Origin of the sequence: Candidatus Methanoperedens sp., assembly GCA_027460535.1 — an archaeon.
Lineage (GTDB): Archaea > Halobacteriota > Methanosarcinia > Methanosarcinales > Methanoperedenaceae > Methanoperedens.
Window position 1 is genome coordinate 106,774 of sequence record JAPZAR010000007.1, and the last position, 21,396, is coordinate 128,169.

Annotated in this window: 25 protein-coding genes; 7 read left to right on the top strand and 18 right to left on the bottom strand. The window is 43.7% G+C overall.

Features of this window, described 5'->3' with window-relative positions; genetic code table 11:
- Nucleotides 1-149: 149 nt before the first annotated feature.
- The 5 genes from O8C65_02145 to O8C65_02165 are packed head-to-tail and all read right to left on the bottom strand — an operon-like array spanning nucleotide 150 to nucleotide 3,225.
- A complete protein-coding gene (locus O8C65_02145; GenBank protein ID MCZ7355709.1) occupies nucleotides 150-881 on the bottom strand; it encodes a hypothetical protein in 732 nt (243 codons plus the stop codon).
- Nucleotides 865-1,308 carry a hypothetical protein gene (locus tag O8C65_02150; GenBank protein MCZ7355710.1) on the bottom strand — a complete coding sequence of 148 codons (444 nt, stop codon included), beginning with the start codon at nucleotides 1,306-1,308 and terminating at the stop codon, nucleotides 865-867. Before O8C65_02150 ends, O8C65_02145 begins: the two co-directional genes overlap by 17 nt.
- Nucleotides 1,305-1,757: a hypothetical protein gene (locus O8C65_02155; GenBank protein MCZ7355711.1), complete on the bottom strand. Its 453-nt coding sequence runs from the start codon at nucleotides 1,755-1,757 to the stop codon at nucleotides 1,305-1,307. The genes O8C65_02150 and O8C65_02155 overlap by 4 nt, the downstream gene beginning before the upstream one ends.
- A complete protein-coding gene (locus O8C65_02160; GenBank protein MCZ7355712.1) occupies nucleotides 1,745-2,203 on the bottom strand; it encodes a hypothetical protein in 459 nt (152 codons plus the stop codon). Before O8C65_02160 ends, O8C65_02155 begins: the two co-directional genes overlap by 13 nt.
- Nucleotides 2,204-2,253: 50 nt before the next feature.
- Nucleotides 2,254-3,225 carry a hypothetical protein gene (locus tag O8C65_02165; GenBank protein ID MCZ7355713.1) on the bottom strand — a complete coding sequence of 324 codons (972 nt, stop codon included), beginning with the start codon at nucleotides 3,223-3,225 and terminating at the stop codon, nucleotides 2,254-2,256.
- A 628-nt stretch (nucleotides 3,226-3,853) separates the two neighbouring features.
- Here O8C65_02165 and O8C65_02170 point away from each other — a divergent pair.
- Nucleotides 3,854-4,408, top strand: a complete 555-nt coding sequence (locus O8C65_02170) for a type IV pilin (GenBank protein ID MCZ7355714.1) — start codon at nucleotides 3,854-3,856, stop codon at nucleotides 4,406-4,408.
- Nucleotides 4,409-4,833: 425 nt separating this feature from the next.
- On the opposite strand, the gene O8C65_02175 is transcribed toward O8C65_02170, so the two are convergent.
- Nucleotides 4,834-5,016 (bottom strand): hypothetical protein, encoded by a 183-nt coding sequence (locus tag O8C65_02175; protein MCZ7355715.1) that lies wholly within the window; start codon nucleotides 5,014-5,016, stop codon nucleotides 4,834-4,836.
- Nucleotides 5,017-5,217: 201 nt separating this feature from the next.
- Here O8C65_02175 and mmp10 point away from each other — a divergent pair, with 201 nt between their 5' ends.
- Nucleotides 5,218-6,444: a methyl coenzyme M reductase-arginine methyltransferase Mmp10 gene (gene mmp10, locus O8C65_02180; protein ID MCZ7355716.1), complete on the top strand. Its 1,227-nt coding sequence runs from the start codon at nucleotides 5,218-5,220 to the stop codon at nucleotides 6,442-6,444.
- Nucleotides 6,445-6,477: 33 nt separating this feature from the next.
- Here mmp10 and O8C65_02185 read toward each other — a convergent pair whose 3' ends face one another.
- From O8C65_02185 to O8C65_02210, 6 genes are all read right to left on the bottom strand, one after another.
- Complete coding sequence (locus O8C65_02185; GenBank protein MCZ7355717.1) at nucleotides 6,478-7,617, bottom strand: pyridoxal phosphate-dependent aminotransferase; 1,140 nt, start codon at nucleotides 7,615-7,617, stop codon at nucleotides 6,478-6,480.
- A gap of 120 nt (nucleotides 7,618-7,737) precedes the next feature.
- The gene (locus O8C65_02190) at nucleotides 7,738-8,091 is read right to left on the bottom strand and encodes a hypothetical protein (protein ID MCZ7355718.1); all 354 of its coding nucleotides are present in this window, start codon (nucleotides 8,089-8,091) and stop codon (nucleotides 7,738-7,740) included.
- Nucleotides 8,075-8,968 carry a hypothetical protein gene (locus O8C65_02195; protein MCZ7355719.1) on the bottom strand — a complete coding sequence of 298 codons (894 nt, stop codon included), beginning with the start codon at nucleotides 8,966-8,968 and terminating at the stop codon, nucleotides 8,075-8,077. Before O8C65_02195 ends, O8C65_02190 begins: the two co-directional genes overlap by 17 nt.
- Nucleotides 8,969-9,067: 99 nt before the next feature.
- The gene (xseB, locus tag O8C65_02200; GenBank protein ID MCZ7355720.1) at nucleotides 9,068-9,307 is read right to left on the bottom strand and encodes an exodeoxyribonuclease VII small subunit; all 240 of its coding nucleotides are present in this window, start codon (nucleotides 9,305-9,307) and stop codon (nucleotides 9,068-9,070) included.
- Nucleotides 9,298-10,515, bottom strand: coding sequence for an exodeoxyribonuclease VII large subunit (xseA, locus tag O8C65_02205; protein MCZ7355721.1), 1,218 nt, complete (start codon nucleotides 10,513-10,515; stop codon nucleotides 9,298-9,300). Before xseA ends, xseB begins: the two co-directional genes overlap by 10 nt.
- A gap of 63 nt (nucleotides 10,516-10,578) precedes the next feature.
- Complete coding sequence (locus O8C65_02210; GenBank protein MCZ7355722.1) at nucleotides 10,579-11,037, bottom strand: bifunctional nuclease family protein; 459 nt, start codon at nucleotides 11,035-11,037, stop codon at nucleotides 10,579-10,581.
- 88 nt (nucleotides 11,038-11,125) lie between these two features.
- Between O8C65_02210 and O8C65_02215 the strand changes: the two genes are divergently transcribed.
- Complete coding sequence (locus O8C65_02215) at nucleotides 11,126-11,365, top strand: hypothetical protein (protein MCZ7355723.1); 240 nt, start codon at nucleotides 11,126-11,128, stop codon at nucleotides 11,363-11,365.
- 49 nt (nucleotides 11,366-11,414) lie between these two features.
- Here the strand turns inward: O8C65_02215 and rnhB are convergent, their stop codons facing one another.
- Nucleotides 11,415-12,071, bottom strand: coding sequence for a ribonuclease HII (rnhB, locus tag O8C65_02220; protein ID MCZ7355724.1), 657 nt, complete (start codon nucleotides 12,069-12,071; stop codon nucleotides 11,415-11,417).
- 11 nt (nucleotides 12,072-12,082) lie between these two features.
- Nucleotides 12,083-12,610 carry a cysteine hydrolase gene (locus O8C65_02225; protein ID MCZ7355725.1) on the bottom strand — a complete coding sequence of 176 codons (528 nt, stop codon included), beginning with the start codon at nucleotides 12,608-12,610 and terminating at the stop codon, nucleotides 12,083-12,085.
- A 227-nt stretch (nucleotides 12,611-12,837) separates the two neighbouring features.
- On the opposite strand from O8C65_02225, the gene cdhA reads away from it, so the two are divergent.
- From cdhA to O8C65_02245, 4 genes are all read left to right on the top strand, one after another.
- A complete protein-coding gene (cdhA, locus tag O8C65_02230; GenBank protein MCZ7355726.1) occupies nucleotides 12,838-15,210 on the top strand; it encodes a CO dehydrogenase/acetyl-CoA synthase complex subunit alpha in 2,373 nt (790 codons plus the stop codon).
- Entirely contained in the window at nucleotides 15,207-15,872 is a 666-nt protein-coding gene (gene cdhB / locus O8C65_02235) for a CO dehydrogenase/acetyl-CoA synthase complex subunit epsilon (GenBank protein MCZ7355727.1), read from the top strand. Before cdhA ends, cdhB begins: the two co-directional genes overlap by 4 nt.
- A 56-nt stretch (nucleotides 15,873-15,928) precedes the next feature.
- Nucleotides 15,929-17,335, top strand: a complete 1,407-nt coding sequence (gene cdhC, locus O8C65_02240) for a CO dehydrogenase/CO-methylating acetyl-CoA synthase complex subunit beta (protein MCZ7355728.1) — start codon at nucleotides 15,929-15,931, stop codon at nucleotides 17,333-17,335.
- Nucleotides 17,336-17,515: 180 nt separating this feature from the next.
- A complete protein-coding gene (locus O8C65_02245; GenBank protein MCZ7355729.1) occupies nucleotides 17,516-18,265 on the top strand; it encodes an AAA family ATPase in 750 nt (249 codons plus the stop codon).
- A gap of 26 nt (nucleotides 18,266-18,291) precedes the next feature.
- Here the strand turns inward: O8C65_02245 and O8C65_02250 are convergent, their stop codons facing one another.
- The 4 genes from O8C65_02250 to O8C65_02265 form a co-directional block, all read right to left on the bottom strand.
- Nucleotides 18,292-19,104 carry a response regulator gene (locus O8C65_02250; GenBank protein ID MCZ7355730.1) on the bottom strand — a complete coding sequence of 271 codons (813 nt, stop codon included), beginning with the start codon at nucleotides 19,102-19,104 and terminating at the stop codon, nucleotides 18,292-18,294.
- Between the two features lie 193 nt (nucleotides 19,105-19,297).
- Entirely contained in the window at nucleotides 19,298-20,296 is a 999-nt protein-coding gene (locus O8C65_02255; protein ID MCZ7355731.1) for a hypothetical protein, read from the bottom strand.
- Nucleotides 20,297-20,545: 249 nt separating this feature from the next.
- Nucleotides 20,546-20,890, bottom strand: coding sequence for a DUF488 domain-containing protein (locus O8C65_02260; protein ID MCZ7355732.1), 345 nt, complete (start codon nucleotides 20,888-20,890; stop codon nucleotides 20,546-20,548).
- 147 nt (nucleotides 20,891-21,037) lie between these two features.
- On the bottom strand, nucleotides 21,038-21,355 hold the full coding sequence (locus O8C65_02265) for a hypothetical protein (GenBank protein MCZ7355733.1): 318 nt from the start codon (nucleotides 21,353-21,355) through the stop codon (nucleotides 21,038-21,040).
- Between the last annotated feature and the right edge of the window lie 41 nt (nucleotides 21,356-21,396).

The window sequence follows — 21,396 nt, forward strand, 5'->3', positions numbered from 1 at the left end:
ACAATACCCTCTATCTGGGATTTATTTTAACACATAGTCTCCTTCTTTTACTGTTACCTTGTGCTCATAAATACTTTTGCATGCTCATAATAAGCATTATCATAAATAATCATATTGATAATATCAAACCAAACCTAGGTTTATTTTAATCAGGTAATATCTACGTCTACCAAGTGCCGTCCTACGACTAGCATGGTGTTGTTTCGGCTTGCTATAAGGCTAGAGTCTGTGGAATTTGTTGTGGTAAAACCTATGTTTTCAAGATAGCTTCTCCATTCTGATGCATAAGTACTGTTGATTTTAAGCGTTACATTCACCAAGCTTGAGGTTTTATTAATAATGCTTTCGTTGTATCTCAAGTTGAGGGTGACAATACCATTGCCGCTTACTACTGAATCTCCTTGTATCAAAACAACGCCTATGGTGGTTATATTGGTTCCGTTCATCGAGCTCGTATAAATGCGTGGACTTGAAACAATTACACTTCCATCAGGGTATCGTTTCCATACGCCTCCATTTTCATAGGTTAGAAACTTATCATTTCTCTGGTACTCTATCTCTCCGCTAACCAGGTGTAGAGTTTCATCAGCATACTCTATAGTGATGTTTGAATTCTCTGTTGCCAAGAGGGCTGCTCCTTGGAGTTGAATTTGCAGGTTTTTCACTGGTATATGATCAAACGCCACCATTTTAATGTCACTTTGGAGGAGTATGAAGCTCTGCTCTGTACTTTCGAATATACTCGAATCCATACTTGATTGAAGCATAGGGTAGCCTGCTACATATATCAGGCTCATGGAAAGTATCACTATTGCAAATATGTAGACGAATCCTATGGTTTCAACCACGGCGGCTTCCTTTTTGTCATCTTCTTGAATCATAGCTTATCCAGTGAGTTGAATTGCTGCTATATGCAGTGCCGTTTATAAGCATTGAACTTGCAATACCGTTTATTGTAACACTAACACTTTTCTCTGTTGTTGTAGAGTTGACATCAATAATCTCGTCTGTTCCCGCCAAATCGGCGTTAATTATGTATGTTTCTCTTCCGATCTCTGACGGGATTTTATATTCTGTTTCAATATATCCGTTCTCTGGAGCTATCAGATACATGTCCGTAATTGTGGAACTTATCAGATTGCCTATGCCCCTGTATTGTTCTTTCACCACAATGTTGCTTGGACCTTTTATCAATATATCATTCGCATTTAGAAGAACTATTACGCTAAAAACCATGAATATTCCAGAAAACAGGATGTATGCCAAAGTCATAGAAACAGCATCTTCGCCTTTGGTAAATGATTTCATTGTTTCATCTCTATTATTTCAGGCTCTGAAGCGTAACGTGTAATACCGTCATTGTAGCTTATGTTCAACCATATTAGGTCGATATTGTGGTTGGAATTGAATACGGCTTTTGATAAGGTGATGTCTACTGTTTCACCGTGGATGGCGTAAATCATGCTCACTTGTGCATTGTAACTGCTGAGAAGCACAGTGAAGTTGGAGAGTACAGTCTCATTGCCTGTATGGTTAAGCTCCCATGCAAGTTGTGCAAGACTTTTCGCACTTTCTTGTGTTTGCGCTGTGATCTCTCTTATCGTTTCTTTGGGGAATTCAAGGGCCGCGTAGGATGAGTAGTAGTCTGTTACCGCAGCCTGGTTGATAAGCACTGCAACCAGAACCAGCGATAGGGATGTTGCGAGACCCGAAAGCGCTATCCATTGACCATCAGTATCATCAATTACACTCGCCATGCTATAAGTCTCACCTCTACCACTTTTAGATCATCTGATGATACGTTCCATGCACCGCCAGCCTGTATCACCGTAGAGTTGTATAGCGTTACAAGGCGGGTGGTAACCACGGAATTCTCAACAGGTGCACCGTGTATTATAGCATGCTTTACTGCAAGGGTACCGTTTTCGGCGTATGCAAAATCAATATTGTAAATAACACCATTTAGCTGTTTGTCTATCTCAGTGTCGAGTGCCAGGAGGCTGTTGCTTTGCGGCGTTGCTTCTGTCATATTCCACCCTGCCACGAGTTCTGTCAAGTTGAACTGGAGGGCTGTTCCTGGCGCCATGTCAAGCATCGCCAGGGTATCCGCTGCAATCTGTTTAAGCTGTACATCCATGGCAAGCCCGCTTTGAGGAGTGACGATAACTGAACTTTTAGCTATAAGCGCTACTGTTAAAACCATCAGAGATGCGGCAAAAAATCCTTCAATAGTGTGAATCTGAGCTTCCTCGTTCATTTCCACACCTCCAGCACGAGAGACGCCGGCTCATATAGCGGTTCGACTTTGGCTGTATATTCGATATATGGAGGCCCTGTTCGAATGAAGCTCATTTGAGCGAAGTTGAGCTCTAACTGATAAGTAGTATTGAATGGAAACAAGGTGTGGTTGAAGATTAAGCGTAACGTATCTGTATGGTTCAATGGATCTGAGTAGGTAAAAAAATCACTGATATTTGTTCTCTTGTACGCGATGTAATCAGAGGTTATGTTGAGGTCGCTGCCATTCAATTTTGCCCTTTTGAAACTGGCAGTAATAGGATCTGCTATATTAAAATCTATTATCTGTATTATCACATCCTCACTCTGGGGTCCACTGATGTTAATAAGTGCGTTGTCATCCGCTATCGGTGGTTCATTAGTTAATTCATCAAATCTGATGCTTGCTATATTGCCTGTTTCCACCAGTACCTGTCTTGTTATTTTGATTATGTCCTGTGATACGGGGGGTTCCTCTCCAAAAGATATAACGGAACCGTTCATGACCATAATATTGCCACTTTGTTGAAGGGTTATGTTGTAGCCGTAATCCACTTGAGAGCCGCTTATTTTGTCGTATAAGCCAAGTTTTCTTGTGAGAACGATTTCATTCAATCTTAAAGCATGCTGTATTTTTGTCTTATTCAGCATTCTTGGTGTCTCTGTCTGCCTTGTGCCGGGTGTTATATCCGCAGCCAGGCCTATTCTGCTTATATTTTCCGTGTGCATCTCCCAGTCCGTACCGTTTAGAGTACTATTTTCCCACCACCCAGGGTCTTCTGAGAGTATGTTGGCTGTTCGATAGGCAACTGAGTTTAGACTTCCTTCTTCTGACACTGATATAAAAAGACTCGGAATGAACTGTATTACGAACGCAAATGTGAGAAGAAATAGACTAATCCCCATTAGAAAGTCAACACTAATTTGCCCTTCATCAGTCAAAATCATGATTATTATTATGATAATAAGATTCTGTTATATATAAAACTATTCATCGTTTTTGCATTACAATTTTTTAAAAAAGTTCATCCAGTAGTTCATTTTATCATAGATGTTCATACTAAATGGGGGAAAATACCCTTTTTCATTATTACGCGCCCACAGGCCCATTGACGTTTTGTACGCCTGATTGTGTGAAACCCCAAAGCATCTCTCATAATAAAGAGCTTTTCAGAGCACGTCAAGAATTTGCCCCACTTCGTATCCTTGCTTATTATGTTATATACGAAAACCTCTTTAGCATTGTTGTGGGTAATTAGAAATCAGCTTTTCTTTCATCTCTCGAAAAGCATTGATTACGTACTGATTCCTATCTTAAGAAAAAATGATTCAATATAGGTGTGGATAAATGGGTAGGTTTGGTGGTGATATCTGGATGTGATACATAAATTAACGTCTCGTTCACTTATTTCTCGCATTTGACTATCTTGATCGCTTAAATGAGTTTCATTCAGATTTTAATAATCTTGATGCACAAACGTCAATTTAATGTTGATAACTTTTGTGACAACTTGAACTATCCTTTTGTGTACCCGATAGATGATTTAAGAATAATAATTTCTGGAGGCAAAGCAATATGATGGAAAAAATCAAGGATGGAAATATTAGAGCCTGGAACAGCGGAAGATTTAACAGGCTAAGTAAAAATGAAAGTGCAACGTCGACTCTTATGAGAATCATTATTGTGGCAGTAATCGCAATACTGTCAACCGTGATTGCTACAGTTGCATTCGGATTTAGTATCACAGAATTAAAAGTACCTACTGCGAGTATAACCGTAGCAAACATTCCCGGTACCATAGGAATCGCTGACATGAAAATAGTACACAGAGGTGGAGATAGACTAGCAGGTGGGGACTGGAAGATATCCATTGTTCCTGTCGGACATCCACCCGCCTATATCGCTTCGAGTCCGGGCAGCGATTTTGTGGAAGGAAACCAGATAATAACCGCATATGTAACAGATTTTCCTGGAGCCACTTATAATGTGACCAATACTGGCGTTAATATCATTAGTGGCGATAGTCCTGCTGCGAGATTATCATTTGGCCAGGAATACGATGTCAAAATTATGGTCTACCCCTCCAAAACTATGGTACTTGACACAGTTCTACCCAAGTTTAAAAGATAGCTTTATAATTTAATCAAAAGATTTACTTCTAAAGCTTGGGATTTAGGTATTTCCTTCGGGAATTGTTGTCACCAACTTTTTTTTAAAAAATTAAAAAATAATAATCAATTTGGCATAGTATTAAACTACTTAACCAACCATTTCTTTCAGAGACAGGCATTTTTTTCCCGTTAATCCCTGCTCTTCCAGATAACGATCAGTTGTTAAGAGCATCTTCAAAGCAACCTACCATCGTATCCAGTAAAACCTTGAGAAGTCGCTACAGCTTCTAAGCGCCCCATTGCCTTTGTAAAACCACTATCGTGGCCGTGAATATCATCCACTTTTTGAGTCATCACCTCCTAAATATGAGTTATAGGAGTATATGCCTTTCTTGTAGGCTCCCGATCGGAGTACTTCTTTACCAAATTCAAAAAGGTTGGAAGTCACTTCTTTACACGTACCCTGGATATGATCCTTTTTTCGGGGACTTTATACGCCCACCTGCTGAAACCGTTAATATACAATATTCTTTCGCGGCGTTTCTTTTCGATGAATTGAACATCACCCTTTTCAATTTCACCCGATTCAAGTTTAAATTTGACGATGTCACCTATAGAATATTTCATACATTCAACCTCCACGTTTTTCTTTGTTTGTTCAATTTTCCGTTTCAGTTCGAATGTTGCTAATAATTATGATTAGTATCATAATCATTAGTATCATTGTGACCATTTGTATACATATCCAAGTACATAAAAGTATCGATTTTATCGAGCACACATTTTTTTGCAATAGATTTATTAGACTCTCATACATTTCGTACATGCATGGAATTACTCGCGGACATAGGAGGTCGCCCGGGGCATGATTGCCGCGGTTTCTGCAGGTACTGCTATTTCAAGGGGGTTAAAGACCTGCCTGCATTTGGATGCAAGCACTGTCCCCCATTCCAGAAAGGTTGCAACTACTGCACGAAAAGCGTAAGAGAAATTTATTCGGGCTTTAAACCTTTAGCCGTGGTTGCACAGGAAGTGAACCAGGCAGTTTTTTTTAATAAGAACGTATCAAAATTCAATGTGAGCGGTGGCGGAGATGTGAGCTGTTATCCGGAGCTTAAATCCCTAGTGAAATTCCTCTCACAGTTTAAAAAACCAATACATCTTGGTTATACAAGCGGGAAAGGGCTTAGTAAGGAAGATGCACTTTTCTTCATAGATCATGGTGTTACCGAGGTAACTTTTACAGTTTTCGCAACCGACCCGGAACTTCGCCGAAAATACATGAATGATAAAACAGCCGAAGATTCGCTTGAAGCCCTTCGCACCCTGGCAGGAGGATGCGATGTTTATGCTGCTACGGTACTTATTCCGGGAGTGAACGATGGCGCTGTACTTTTAAAAACCTGTTCTGACCTTGGGGTAATGGGGGTCAAAGGTCTCATATTGATGCGCTTTGCCAATGAACCGGAGCAGGGCTTGATCCTCGGGAACGCCCAGGTAATCGAAGGTGTAGTCCCCCATACTCTTTCTGAGTTCAAATCAATCGTGGATGACATTGACAATAAATTCCCGTTCCGTGTCACAGGAACGCCATTGTATGACCCAGAAACCGGCTCACCGTTCGCTATAAGAAATGACAAGGCTTCACTTTCAAGGCTCCCGGCTGTGACGAAAGAAGCAACTGTGATAACGGGTGAAGTCGCAGCGCCATTACTTGGGGAAATTTTTGATAAGCTTGGCGGGCTGGTAAACGTAATCCCCGTGAAAAAAGATATTGGCTGCCTGATCACTATCGAAGATATAAAAGCACTGGATATCGAACAAATAAAGGAAACTGTTTTCTTCCCGGGCAGGGCTTTCGTCCATGATCCCGAGATCAAGAAAGTACTTACAAGCGATGGAATCGATAGGATTGTTCGCAGGGGTCCGGATATGCTCACCGTGGATGGAGAAATGAGCATTTCAATGACGAGGGACGAAGTCCTTGCCAGAGAGTTAGAGGCGTTCACTGAATTTATCCAGATGATAAATGTGCTTGGAACCGTCCCGAAGTGACATGTCCATCTTCGAAAGATCTTACATACGGTCTCATTTGAGATAATTCTCGATCCTGTTCAGCCCTTCTCTGATATTTTCGAGGCTGTTGGCGTACGAGAACCGAATGTATCCTTCGGCTCCATCCCCAAAGTCGATCCCGGGGGTCACTGCCACTCCCGCATCTTCAAGGATGCATCTGCTGAACTCAAGGGAATCAGGATTAAAATCGCTTGCATTGGCAAGGACATAATAGGCACCTTTGGGCTCGCTTTTCAGGCCAAAGCCAATATCTATGAGCTTTTTTAAGATATACTTCCTGCGGTTATCGTACGTGGCGACCATCTCCTTAACATGCTCCTGCGGACCCAGAAGCGCAGCCACACCGGCATGCTGCACGAAGCTGTTGGCGCAGATGAAGAAGTTCTGCTGTAACTTCTGGAGCGGCCTCATGTACTCAGGCGGGGCGATCATATATCCAAGGCGCCATCCTGTCATGGCATACAGCTTGGAGAAGCCGTTCAGGACAAAAGCGTTGGTGGTATGTTCAAGGATGGAGTGGTCTTTGCCTTCATAGATCAAGCCCTGGTATATCTCATCCGAGATTATGGGTATGTCGCCTGCTATTTCAGAGATACCTCGCAATACTTCGGAATTCATCACACAACCTGTGGGATTGCATGGTGAGTTAATCAGAATAGCCTTCGTTTTTCGGGAAATTTCGCTTGCTACTGCCCCGGGTTCCATGTCAAACCCTTTATCTTCATGCGTATATGCGAAGACTGGTTTTCCCCCCAGATATTCCACGAAGTTGGGGTAGCAGGCGTAATAGGGGTTGGACATCACAACTTCATCGCCTTGCTCCAGAAGGCCCATGAAGAGCAGGAGCAGTGCCGGGCTTGTTCCTGACGTGATGATCACCTGCCCGGGGTTTAGATCGAGGTCGAACTTCTGGTTGTAATGATCCGTTACTGCTTCCCGCAACTGCGGCAGGCCCAAGCTGTGTGTATATTTTGTTTCACCGGCTTTCAGTGCATCTATCGCAGCTTCGCAGATATGTGGTGCTGTAGGGAAATCGGGTTCGCCGATCTCAAGATGTATTATGTTCTTACCTGCGTATTCAAGTTCCTGAGCTCGTTCGAGGACTTCCATCACATGGAAAGGTGGAAGGTTTTGGGATTTCTTAGAGAACATACTTTCTGCGGTCTAGAGTATCATAGTTCACATAAACTATTGGAAAAGTGTCCATGAAAATATTGTTGAGTTAAAACGCAGTCCAGGATCAGGAATGAGCAGTGAATATTTTCGAAGACATTAGGCCACACATTCCCCGATGATTTTTGTGGCACGAAGAGTTTCAAGCGAAGTGAGCTGTTGATTTGCCTCTGCTTCCGTAATTGTCACAAGTACGGTTGATCTTGAGGAAGGAGCTATGAGGATCCTGTTTTTCCTGAAATAAAAGATCGACTCCTTCAATCCTTCCCGGTTCATCTCTTCAAGCACATCTCTGATATGTTTCTCCAGCCAGAACATGGTCGCCAAAAGATGCTCTCTGTATCCGGGGGTCCTGAGAGTTATTGGCACTCCATCTATCCTGTAGAGAATACATGCCTCTACCCCTTCGATTTCATAAAGCTCATCGAGGGTCTCCTCAAGTCCTTTTGCCATGCCCCTTCTTCTCTTCATTAATAACAAGTTTGAGGATCTGTGATGGGTCTTCTTCCCGCGTCCAATTTTTCTTTAAAGTTTCAATCCTTGATGACAGGATTTTCCCTAAATTACCCATGGATTTTGTTTCTTTTATAAACTCTTTAAATTCGGCATCGAATTTGTTTTTCGGCTTTATTCGATATATCTGTTTTTCCGACGCCTGAATTACAATACCAAGCCCGGTCTCTATAGAATACGGATATAGTCCGTCGCCGTGCTTGGAACCCCTGTGTTTCATTATCCTCAATGTCCTGTCATACATTTCGCCGAAACCCAGGTTTTGAAGGTATATTACCGTATCGGCTAAATACAGAGGCATTGCTGAACCTTCGGGTATGTGATTTCCATCCACGGGTTCTTCAAGGACGATCACGGCGGTTCCGAGCCTGCGTAATTCCTGGAAAATGGTACTAAGGGATTTTCTTTTCTCCTTTTCTGAATAGAATGTTGGGTAGGTCAGCGGATCTACCACAATTTTCATATTGTCGCAGGCCATTGAATTCTGGACCATTTCTGTAAAGTCAAGAGAAGGGAAGGTGAGGTCCTCTCCGAATACATGAATAATCTTCAAATTCCCATTTTTGATATGATCCTCGATTTCCCCCCATCCCATATCGATGGAATCGCGTATTATTTGTTCCTGTGACATCTCAAAAGAAACATAAATTACCTTTTCACCTCGATTAAGACCGAAAAGGGAATATTGCAGAGCGAAGGTTGTTTTTCCAACACCTGTGCCTCCCCGGATTATATTGATGGTGTTCTTTCGAAAACCTCCTCCTATGAGATCATCAAGACCATAAATGCCTGTGGGGACTCGACCCGGTTTTGCCATTGCTTCAACCCAAGGACTATATGTTTTGTACCTTATTTATAGTTTTGCAAAAATAACTGGAATTTTAAGTAAATAAAGAAGTTCCGATAGCAGGTATGATTATTTCTCCTGCGTGCTTTCCCCCTGTAACTCTAATGGCTCTATCCCCAGTTCATCGTTTTCTTCTATTAATTTCTCGACTTTCTGCCGGGCGTTTGTCAGCAATGTATTGCATTCCTTGACAAGCTTTATTCCATTCTCAAAGATCAACAGGCTTTCATCAAGGGAAAGCTGGCCATTTTCAAGTTTTTCCACTATGTTCTCAAGTTCCAGAAGTTTCTCTTCAAAACTCATTTCCATTTGCATACCTCTTTGTCATCTACATTGCATTTAATTTTTCCATCATTTACGATAATCTGGAGTTCGTCCATTTTTTGCACATCATCGATACTCCTGACCAGAGACTTATCCGGGAGCCTCAATGTTATGCTGTACCCCCTTGAGAGTGTATTGAGCGGACTAACCGCATCAAGTTTACCGGCATAGGCATTGAATAAGGATTTTTTAATTTCCAGTATCCTCTTGATATCTATGATCTGTTGCCGGGTTAATTTATCGATACACTGCTCATGATCTGCAATGCATTCAAGGAATGCATGCGGATCGACGCTTTTTGTTAATTCCAGAACATGGGATATCTTATCACCAATATTGTTTCTCTGGCATTTGATCAACCTTTCATTCAGTCTGAAAATCGTGTTGAACAGCTCCAACCGGTCAGGAACCACGATCTCTGCAGCAGCAGATGGCGTCGGGGCACGCGCATCCGCCACAAAATCGGCAATTGTGTAATCGGTCTCATGCCCCACGGCCGATATTATGGGTATTCTTGAATTGAATATTGCCCTCGCCACTATTTCCTCATTGAAGGCCCAGAGATCTTCTATCGAACCACCCCCCCTTCCCAATACAATAACGTCCACATCAGTCCTGTTCAGCATGGAAATCGATCTAACGATGCTGTGCGCAGCATATTCTCCCTGCACGATCGTAGGCACAAATAATATGTTCAAGGGGTACCGGCGATTTACAACGGTCAGGATGTCATGAAGGACCGCACCTGTGGGGGATGTCGCCACACCTATCTTTTTCGGGAATTTAGGCAGAGTTTTTTTATGCTCAGGAGAGAACAGCCCTTCCATCGCCAGTTTGTTCTTTAACATTTCATAGGCTTTATAAAGCTCTCCGATACCATCGGGCCGCATCGCTCTTGCTTTCAACTGGTACTGACCTTTCTGTTCATATACGTCCAGATCCCCCAGGACGATCACCTTCATTCCATGCTGAGGTTCGAACCTCAGGTTTTGACCATGCCATTTGAACATGACGCACTGCAATGAGCTATTTTTGTCCTTCAGGGTAAAATAGCGATGGCCTGAACTGTGATTCTTAAAATTCGATACCTCTCCTCGCAGCCAGACATCATTGAATTTACCGTCTGTAAGGATGCTTTTTATTGCCAGTGTGAATTCATGGACTGTATAGATGCCCTTCTCTTGAAAAGACATAGTCGTTAATTCTATCAAGGCTGTATTTGACTTGCGGTAGCAGAGTGAAACTAATATTTCAGATCAAGAGAGATAATTGTCCAGCGACAGGATTCCTTCAATCTGTTCTTTATTGATCATAGCTTCGGAAAGAATGCCTTCCCTCACATGAATGGGTGCTCCGCAGCGAAGTGCTATGGCTATGCAGTCACTCGGTCTTGCGTCCAGTTCAAACTGTTTTCCATCCATCGAAACAGACATCCTTGCATAGTAAATCCCTTCATTCAATTCATCAATCAATATATCATCGACCTTCGAGCTTGTTCGATCAAGCAGCGAAATAAAGAGGTCATGTGTCATCGGTCTTGGCGGTATTTCGTGATTTATGGCAGCATTTATTGATATCGCTTCAGATAATCCGATGTATATCGGCATTATATTTTTGAGGTCATCCTCAAGAAGGACAAGTGGTATGGGTCCTCCGGGTTTTTCTATCAAATATACCCCTTTTATAGTAACCGGCAAAATCGTTCCATTCATCATAGTATTATTAATAAGTGGGATAATAAGGTTTCCTGTAATCTATAAAAAAACTTAATATAGAATAAAATAATTAAGCATGGGTGATATAATGTCCTCAGCGAATAATATATTAAAGATGTTGATAGGAATAGTTGTGTTGATCGTGGGTATTGTCTGGTATACAGGAGTCTCTGGATATCTTGGATATTGGGTTGAGCTTCTTAGCTTGTTGAAAGCAACTATCGGACTTTTCCTTGTATTCATAGGATTGATCGTTGCCTGGATGGGGTATGACGATTATAAGATGGATGCAGAGATGGCAAAAGAGGAAAAAAAGGAAACTACTTGAATTAAGCAAAGTGGTAAAGGTGGGACAGGGACCGTATTTCTAATCCGGATCAAAAATCAGAGAATTTTCTCTGATTCTTATCAAATTTCTCAACTATTCTTTTTGAAGTTTCCCATGAACTTCGGGCAAAATCCGGAAGCGAACCGTGTTCCTGTACCCACTCTTCAAGGAACTTAATTGTTATCGGATCCGACGGGTACCCGCTTCCTATCTCAACACCCCTTGTTTTTTCTATTTGTTTTACCAACGCGTCCCTTTGCACTTTTGCAATTATGGATGCTGCTGAAACAATCGGGTATTTTTCGTCTGCCCTGTGTTCAGAGGTGATTTCTATCGTTCTGGAATATCTTTTTCTGATATTCTTGCCAAAACGTTCTGCAATTACATCCGCAGCATCCACAAAAGCATGATCGGGTTTCAGGTTATCAAGAATTCTGGCATAGCATGCGACCATTATTTCATTCATGGTCATTATTTTTCGAAGCTCATCTATCTGTATTGGGCTGACCTCAAGTATAAAATATCTATGCGCGAGCTTTTTGATCTCGATTTCAAGATTCTCCCTCTTTTCAGGTGTCAATTGCTTTGAATCCCTCACTCCTATCTTGGCAAGTGCATCAAGTTTGTTCTCATCCATTAAAACACCTGCCACACACATAGGACCCAGTACCGGCCCTTTTCCAGCCTCGTCTATTCCAGCAATCATTAAGTCATTATCTACAGCACTTTATCCGAACTTATAATCTCCGTGTCATAGATCTTTTTCATGTACTTAAGGGCATATTCATGGGTACCTTCATCTATCGAAGCAGTACAATCGGGGGGCACGATCGTTTTGTATCCAGAAAAATAAGCTAAAGCAACATCATTCTGGATGCAGATATCCGTACTCACGCCCGTAAAAATCACAGTATCTATTCCCATTTTTTTCAAGATATCCGGTAAATCAGTATTCGCAAAACCGCCATACCATCTCTTTTCGATCACAATATCGTTTTTTTCAGGTCTGAGTTCAGGTATTATCTCTGAGCCTTCCGTACCTTTCATGGCATGTTCTCCCCAGATTTTCATCTCTCTGTCTGTCGGGGTGTGGGAATCGCGCAGGTATATAATTGGAATGCCCTGTTGTCTTGCCTTTTTCAATAAATTTGCGATGTTTGGCACGATTTTCCGGGCTCGAACGCTCCCCAGTTTTCCTGTTACGAAATCATGTAACATATCCGCAACGATAATCGCTTTTTGCATAAAACTACCCGGTTGATTTTCTGCGTGCGTTCACTTAAGTCTTTGGGTTGTAAAATATAATGGACGATAATGATAAATACAAAAACGTTAAATACATTGATGCGAATAGGATTAAACCCTCACTGGAGTGAAAGAAGACTTCAAACAGCACCGTTATAGCATAATATTATGAGAAGTAGCAGGGTACGAAAGTCCAGCAAACCACACACAACCATCGGAGATAATAAATGATAGTCAAAAAAGGAAGTTTTGTAATAGAAGAATTAGAGAACGTCCAGATAAATATTGGAAAGGTTAGCGAAGGGCAGGAGCAGGTTGCCGAAGGACCTACGCCGAGGCCAGAGATTATTGCCCTCAGGAACTGGGACTACCGCATCCTTGACAGATATAATCCTGTTTACACTCCCACGAGCGATATGTGCGATTATTGCACATACGGAAAATGCGACCTCACTGGCAACAAGGAGGGGGCATGCGGCATCGACCTAGAAGGACAGTCAGCAAGACAGGCCCTGATGACGAGTATAATGGGAGCGGCATGCCATACAGCCCACGGACGCCATCTTTTGCATTACCTGATCAAGAAATACGGGGAAGACCACCCCATAGATGTGGGACCGAGCAACCTGAAAGCCCCCCTCACCGAAACCATAATGGGGCTTGCGCCCACGACGATAGGCGATTTCCTTCCGGTACTTGATTACGTGGAGGAGCAGCTGACGCAGCTCATAGCGGCTGCCAATACAGGGCAGGAAGGCTCTGCACGTGATTTTGAATCCAAAGCGCTCCACGCTGGAATGCTTGATCTTCTGGGAATGGAAGTGGCGGATATAATCCAGATATCATGTATGGGACTTCCGAAATCTGATGAGAATACATCTCTGGCAGAAGTGGGAATGGGAATCCTTGACCCTAAAAAACCGGTGGTAATATGCGTGGGACATAATATTGCGGCACCTGCATACATCCTTGATTATATGGACCGGAATGGACAATTCGATAAAATTGAGATAGCGGGATTGTGCTGTACTGCTCATGACATGGCCCGTTATAACAGGGCTTCAAAAATAATTGGTTCCATGAGCAAGGAACTGAAATATATCAGGTCGGGAATACCCGATGTACTGGTTACCGATGAGCAGTGCGTTAGAGCCGATATACTGAAGGAAGCACAGAAACTTCATATTCCTGTAATTGCCACTAACGAAAAAATCACATACGGACTACCTGATAGGTCAAATGACAGTGTGGATGCCATCATAGATGACCTGGTGAGTGGAAAACAGGCAGGTGTACTGCTTCTTGATTTTGAAAAAATCGGGGAACTTGTCCCTAAACTTGCAATGAAGATAGGACCGATCAGGAAAGCCAAAGGGTTGACAGCGCTTCCCGATGACGAAGAATTCAGGAAACTCGTATCAAAATGTACCAAATGTCTCCAGTGCACGCGGGATTGCCCGCAGAGCCTTCCAATTGCAGAAGCGATGACAGCTGCAGTTAATGGGGACCTCTCACCATTTGAAGTGCTCCATGACAAATGCGTGGGCTGCGGAAGATGCGATTACAGCTGCCCTGTTGACATACCAGTGCTGAACGTCATCGAGAAGGCGGCCCAGCGAGTGATAAGAGAAGAAAAAGGCAAGGTAAGGATCGGAAGAGGACAGATAGGCGATCCTGAGATACGCGAGGAGGGAAGGAACCTTGTGCTCGGCACCACACCAGGAGTGCTCGCCTTCGTGGGATGCGGAAATTACCCCGACGGCACGAAGGATGTTTACGATGTTGTTGAAGAAATGATCCAGCGCAGTTATATAATAATTTCTTCAGGATGCTCTGCAATGGACATTGGGATGTACAAGGATAAGGAAGGTAAGACCCTCTATGAGCGCTACCCTGGAAGGTTTATCAAAGGAAATCTCTTGAACACAGGTTCGTGCGTCTCAAATGCCCATATAGCTGCCACCACTATAAAAGTAGCGTCAATATTCGCCGGGCGAAAGACGAAAGGAAACTGGGAAGAGATCGCGGATTATGTGCTCAACAGGGTTGGAGCAGTAGGAATAGCCTGGGGCGCGTACTCCCAGAAAGCATTTGCCATCGGAACAGGTTGCAACAGGCTTGGCATTCCCGTGGTTGTGGGACCGCACGGGACAAAATACAGGCGCGCTTTTATCGGCAAGCCTTACAGGAAAGACAACTGGAATGTACTGGATGGGAGAGATGGCTCGGTTGTCAATGTCGAACCTGCACCTGAGCACCTGATGATAACAGCTGAAACTAAAGATGAGCTCATGCCCCTTCTTGCGAAACTCTGTTTCAGGCCAAGCGATAACAGCCTGGGAAGAGCCATCAAGCTCACACATTATATCGAACTCAGTGAAAAGTACCTGAAAATGATGCCTGATGACTGGCATATCTATGTCCGAAATGAGGCTGACCTTCCTGTGGCTAAGAGAGAACAGCTCCTGAAACTGCTTGAGGAGAAAGGATGGAAGATCGACTGGGAGAAAAAGAAAATTACTGAAGGACCACTTCGTAAAGTGGATGTCTCGTTCCAGCCCACCAATGTCCCGCGCCTCTGCAAGGAGGTTAAGAAATGACCGCGAAGACACACGTAAAGCCATCAGGGCACAAGGCACCTGCTGAGGGGCATGCTGAAAAACATATTGAAAAGCATGTTGAGAAGCCTGTTGAAGAAGTCTCCATAAAATCGGTGGAAAAGCCTCCTGAGAAGATTATCGATACAACGCGCCAGGCCGTGCCTTTTGATACGGGGAATATACCGGGACCGAAGATGGCAAAAGCTGTTATGCCGGCAGTATCGGGAAAAATGCTCGCAAGAGCGAAACGGCCCCTGCTGATAGTTGGCTCCCAGATCCACGAGGAAGATGTGCTCGCAAAAGTTGTGGACATGGGACATGCAGGAATACAGATAGCTGCCATTGGGAATGCCTACAAATCCCTCGGCGATAAGGGACTGGATGTCCATTATGCGAACTTGCATGCGCTTGCATCATACCTGTGCGATCCGAATTGGCGCGGACTGGATGGAAAAGGCGGATACGACCTAGTGGTGTTTTTCGGAATTACGTATTATTACGCATCGCAGGCGATATCGGCACTTAAGAATTTCTCAGACATCAAGGTCATATCCCTGGATAAATACTATCATCCGAATGCGTTTATGTCATTCGGCAACCTTAAGAAAGACGTGTTCATTGCAGCTCTTGACGAGGTCATAAAAGAGTTGCCGAAAAGATAAAGACCCAAGTACCCCGTATTTAAATACGGGGACTGATAAAAGACAGGACGACAATCATGGCAAACGAATTTCCCTTTGAAATCTCACCCATGTTCGAGGGTGAACGTGTACGAAAAGATGATATGTTTGTTGAACTCGCAGGTCCCAAATCGCGGGGATTTGAACTCGTGAGGGCGGCAGCATCAGATGAGCTCGAGAACGGGAAGTTTACACTCATCGGGCCGGATATCTCTCAGATGCAGGAAGGTTCTCGCCATCCCTATGCAATGATCTACCGAATAGCGGGAAAACTCGTGGAGCCCGACCTTGAGGCAATAGTAGAGAGGCGAAACCACGATTTCCAGAACTATATACAGGGATACATGCACCTGAACCAGCGTTATGATATCTGGGTACGGATAAACAAGGACGCAATCAAAAAGGGACTGAAATCGTTTGAACAGATAGCCAAAGCCACGATGATGCTTTTTAAGAATGAACTGCCTTTTATCGAGAAGATAGAAGCTACTTACATCACTGACCCTGAGGAAGTCGAGAGACAAAGAAATGAAGCCTTGAAGATATACGAAGCAAGGGACGCCAGGACAAAGGGCCTCCATGACGAGGATGTAGATGTTTTTTACGGCTGTACCCTCTGCCAGAGCTTTGCCCCTACAAATGTATGCGTCGTGACACCTGACAGGATATCCCTGTGCGGCGCAATTAACTGGTTCGATGGGCGTGCGGCAGCCAAAGTTGACCCCGAAGGCCCCCAGTTCGCCATACAAAAAGGCGAGGTCATAGACAATGCAGGTGGCGAATACTCTGGCGTGAATGAAAAAGCTGCCTCGCTATCGGGAGGTGAATTTTCCCGCATCAAGCTGCATTCTTTTTTCGAGTACCCGCACACGAGCTGCGGATGCTTTGAAGTCGTAGGTTTCTACATACCTGAGGTGGATGGCATCGCCTGGGTTGACCGAGATTTCAGTGGCACTGCTCCAAACGGTCTTGCTTTCTCGACCATGGCGGGACAAACAGGGGGAGGAAAGCAGATCATCGGCTTCCTGGGAGTAGGGGTGAATTATTTCCGATCTCCCAAGTTCATACAGGCAGACGGAGGATGGAACCGTGTCGTGTGGATGCCCAAGAATCTGAAAGAAAAGATAAAAGCAGATATACCTGCTGAACTTATTGATAAAGTTCCCACGGAAGAAGATGCAGCGGACTTGAAGACTCTCCGGGACTATCTTGAGAAAAAGCAGCATCCTATAACCCAGCGCTGGGCAAAGGAAGAGGCTGCTGCCGAGGCTGCGTCTTCGGAGGTTTCTGCTACAGCCGCGCCTGCATGGTCTGCGCCTGCGATGACAATGCCATCAGGAATGCCTGCCATGCCGCATTTCGGTGGAGGTGAGGGTGTTAAACTCACTTTCAAGAACGCCAAGATATCAATAGACCGCATTGTGTTCAAAAGCAAGGAAAAATGAGTCATGAAAATCCTGACAACGAATTTATTCGACCATTAAATGTCTGAAGGTCGTTCTGAATCGTTGATTTTGCTCTGTGTGCATTGTGGTTTTCAATATAGCAGGAACTCATGAAGCAGAGGACCTGTGATATTTTGAACATACATTTTAAAAATGTGACATTTTCAAAAGGACACAAGTATGAAAATAATTGCAATAACTGGTAAGGGCGGGACAGGAAAAACCGCGGTGGCAGGAATGCTGATAAAGTGTCTATCGTCAGGCAATAAGACGCTGCTTGCCATCGATGCTGACCCTGATTCCAACCTCCCCGACGTACTCGGCGTCAAGGTCGATAAGACCATTGGGGACATGCGGGAGTTCATGCTGCAGGAGCGTGACAGGATGCCGCCTGACACCAATAAAGAGCGGGTGCTGGAATCAAAGATATACGAGGTCCTGACCGAGATGCCTCACTATGATATTCTGGTTATGGGGCGTCCGGAGGGCTCAGGATGCTATTGCTTTGCGAACAATCTCCTGCGCGGGATAATGGACAGGATATTGAAGAACTACGACCTTACCATAATAGACACAGCGGCAGGACTCGAGCATCTCTCGCGCAGGATCATCCGCGACGTGGACGAACTCCTCGTGGTCACGGACGGCTCGCGCCGGGGTTTGCAGACAGCGGAGAGGATAAGAGAGCTTGCCGGGTCTCTGAACCTCAATATCAAAAAAATGCATGTGATAGCGAACAAGGTAACACCAGAGAATCGCGCAAGGATCGAGGAATATGCAAAAGAGCTGAAGATGGATCTTGTAGGAGTTGTGCCTTTTGATGAGGTTCTTGCCAACTTCGATCTTGAGGGAAGACCTCTGGCTGAATTACCACCGGATTCGACGGCGTTGCGCGGAGTAGGAGAGATTGCGAGAAGAATGGGGTTGTGAAGTCTTTCAATAATCGAAATTCACATTTAAGAATTTGATTTTACAGCAGCCCTTTTCAGTTCCTCCTCAACCCTCTTGCGCTCAATAATATCGCAGAATGTCACAATTATGCCAACCATGTTATCCTTCCTGTTTTTGATAGGGGTACCAATTATATCAATCGGTATTTCAGTCCCTCCCTTTGATTTCAAAAAAGTATTGTCAACCAGGCCATAGAATATCCCTTCTCTTATTACCTTTGCTACAGGATCTTCGACCTTTTTGCCTTTTTCTTCGCTCACAATATTGAACACCGTTGTCAGGGGCTTTCCCATAGCATCTTCCTGCTTCCAGCCAGTCAGCGCTTCTGCGATTGGGTTCATGAATTTGACCATTCCGCCCGGATCCGTAGCAATCACTCCATCCCCTATACTTTTAAGTGCTGCCGCAAGCCATTGTTCGCTTTCTTTCAACCTTCCCTCCATAATATGTTTGTAGATGGCTATCTCAAGATTGACCTGCAATTCCCTCTGGTTGAAAGGTTTTATTATATACCCATAAGGCTCCGTGATTCTCGCACGTTCCAGTGTTTTTTCATCCGCATAGGCTGTGAGATAAATAACCGGGATATCGAAATCACAACGTATTTTCTCCGCAGCCTCGATGCCATCCATTTCGCCACGAAGCATAATGTCCATCAGCACCAGATCGGGATTATTCTCTCCGGCTTTCATGATAGCCTCTATTCCCGAAGATACCACGACTGGAACTGTATAACCCATATTCTCCAGTCTTTTCCGAATATCCTCAGCTACGATGATCTCATCCTCAACCACAAGTATCTGTTTTTGTACCGCCATTGTAGCCTCTAAATTTCCCAGTTTTTCTTAAATCGGGAATTCTGGTGTGTAAATCCCATTATCTATGACCCATTTCTCATGCTGGTTGCCTTTACTCCAGACACTTTCAACATTATATTACCATTATTAGAATGATGAGATATATAAAATTATCTTCTATATTCCAAAATAAACGTCAGGTTACCGGCCCAATTCAAACTACAACTGTTTTTACCAGCTGCGTCTCTTCAACTTGATTGTTCATTAAAAGCTGAATAGTTATCGAGTAATCCCCCACCGGCCTTATACCGCTAACTTTTTCAGGTATTTTCACTTGCACAGGTATCTGAACAGAATCTCCGGGCTTAAGTTCATAATCAAAAGTATCGGTAAACTCTTTTTTCGAAATATCGCCCATCCATTCGAAATTATGGTTCACCACAAGTGTCTTGATGGCATAATCTTTTACAGGAACCGTGCCCGCGTTCTGAAGGAATATCTTTCCATCCACCGTATCACCGGCACGATAGCTTCCAGCAATATCGACCCTTGTTATTTTTAGTTTTGCCAGTGACTCCAGGCTGAAACTCCCGCTACCGATATCTTTACCTCGAAACATGGCTTTCCACGTATGCGCCCCTGCATAAAGACCGGAAACGGTCAGCTTTCTGCATTCCGGAATGCTTCCCATGTCCTTTTCATCGAGGATAACTGAAACCCCGTCTACATAATATACTGCATCTTTGAACTTTGTCAGGAAAACGCGTTCATTAATCATGCTTCCAGCCACGTTCTCTGCCGAAATCCCATCCGTTGAATCCACAATGATAATCTCAATCTCATCCTGCGCGGAATCGTTACCCGATGCAGCTTTCAAAATGAGTGAATTCTCTCCAGTTTTAAAGGTATAAACAAGATTCCGCTCTGTCCCCAGTGTTTTATTATCTGATAACCACTGGTACGACGGAGACCTCATGTTAGTGGAAGCTGAAAGATGAATCTCTGCATCCTTCCATTCAACCCTGCTGCACCCAATGCTCACACTAGGTTTATACACATATTTATATTGGGTTTTTTCAAGCTGCGTCTCGTTTTCATGAACTCCGGGTGCGGAATACACAGACCATAGACCAAAGGCAACAGCGCCTTCGATTACGAAAACCAGTATCAAAAGAATCTGCTTTTTCGTAAGTCTCCGCGGATCAAAATTCACGCTCAAAGCCTCCTCTTATAATCCATCTTGTTCAATAAATCTATTTATATTTGTTAACTTATAAGTTTGATTGCTCCGATAAATAATAATAACCTTAATCGCTTAATCACCGATGATAGGCGAACATTAGCAGCAGTAACACCTTTTCTTTCAAGCCTCATAGCGCCTGCGAACGAAAGGATATCTCTTGCTCTCACTCAGGCAACTATAGTGGGTGTACGGGTGATATTGTAATATTATTGGGGAATTTCAGCGGCTTTCCAGGAATGTTTTCAGGGCGACTGCGGCATTGTATTTCTCATCCTTTGCAGCGTAAACAAACGTAACTATTCCTTCATTGCTTTTCTGTTTCAGAAGGTGTACCAGGTCTATTTTATTTTCAAGTTCTTTCCAGTAGCGATCACGGAACTCTTCCCATTTCTCGGGTTCATGGCCAAACCATTTTCTTAATTCAGTGCTTGGAGCCACTTCTTTCAACCACAAATCCACAGCTGCCCTCTCCTTTGTGAACCCACGCGGCCAGAGCCTCTCGACCAGTATTCTCTGCCCATCATCTTTTGAGGGCTCGTCATAAATCCGTTTTAATTTTATCATACGTGGTAACCCCCGGAATATTTTAAATGTATCCTTCGTTCGTTAAATAATTCACCTGTTACACAGCAGGATACGCCTGATAATGTCTTTTCATGACTGACCTGTGACAAAAATCAGAACAGAAAATGAAGAGATGCCAGATCAAATTTATCTTTTGATAAGAATCCCGATCCCGACTATAAGGATCAAAACCAGCACAGGAACTATTACGGTCTTCATCAACCCATATATCATATTGACATTCGCTGTCAGGTTTTTAATTGATTCTGCCACAGCATCTGCCTGTAATGGCGCTATCTCATGTCTTACTTCAACAACTGGCTTTTCTTCGTAGGTTTCAACTGGCGGTGCAGGAGGGACGGGTTTTACTGGCTCTTTTCGTACCTGCGGCTTCGGCGCTGCCTGTACTGGAGGTTTATTTTTCAATAATGCTTTGAATAATGCATCTTCGCTCATGTTTGACATATTATACCCTCTGCCTCCAAAGTTAGATCTTTAAAGGCATA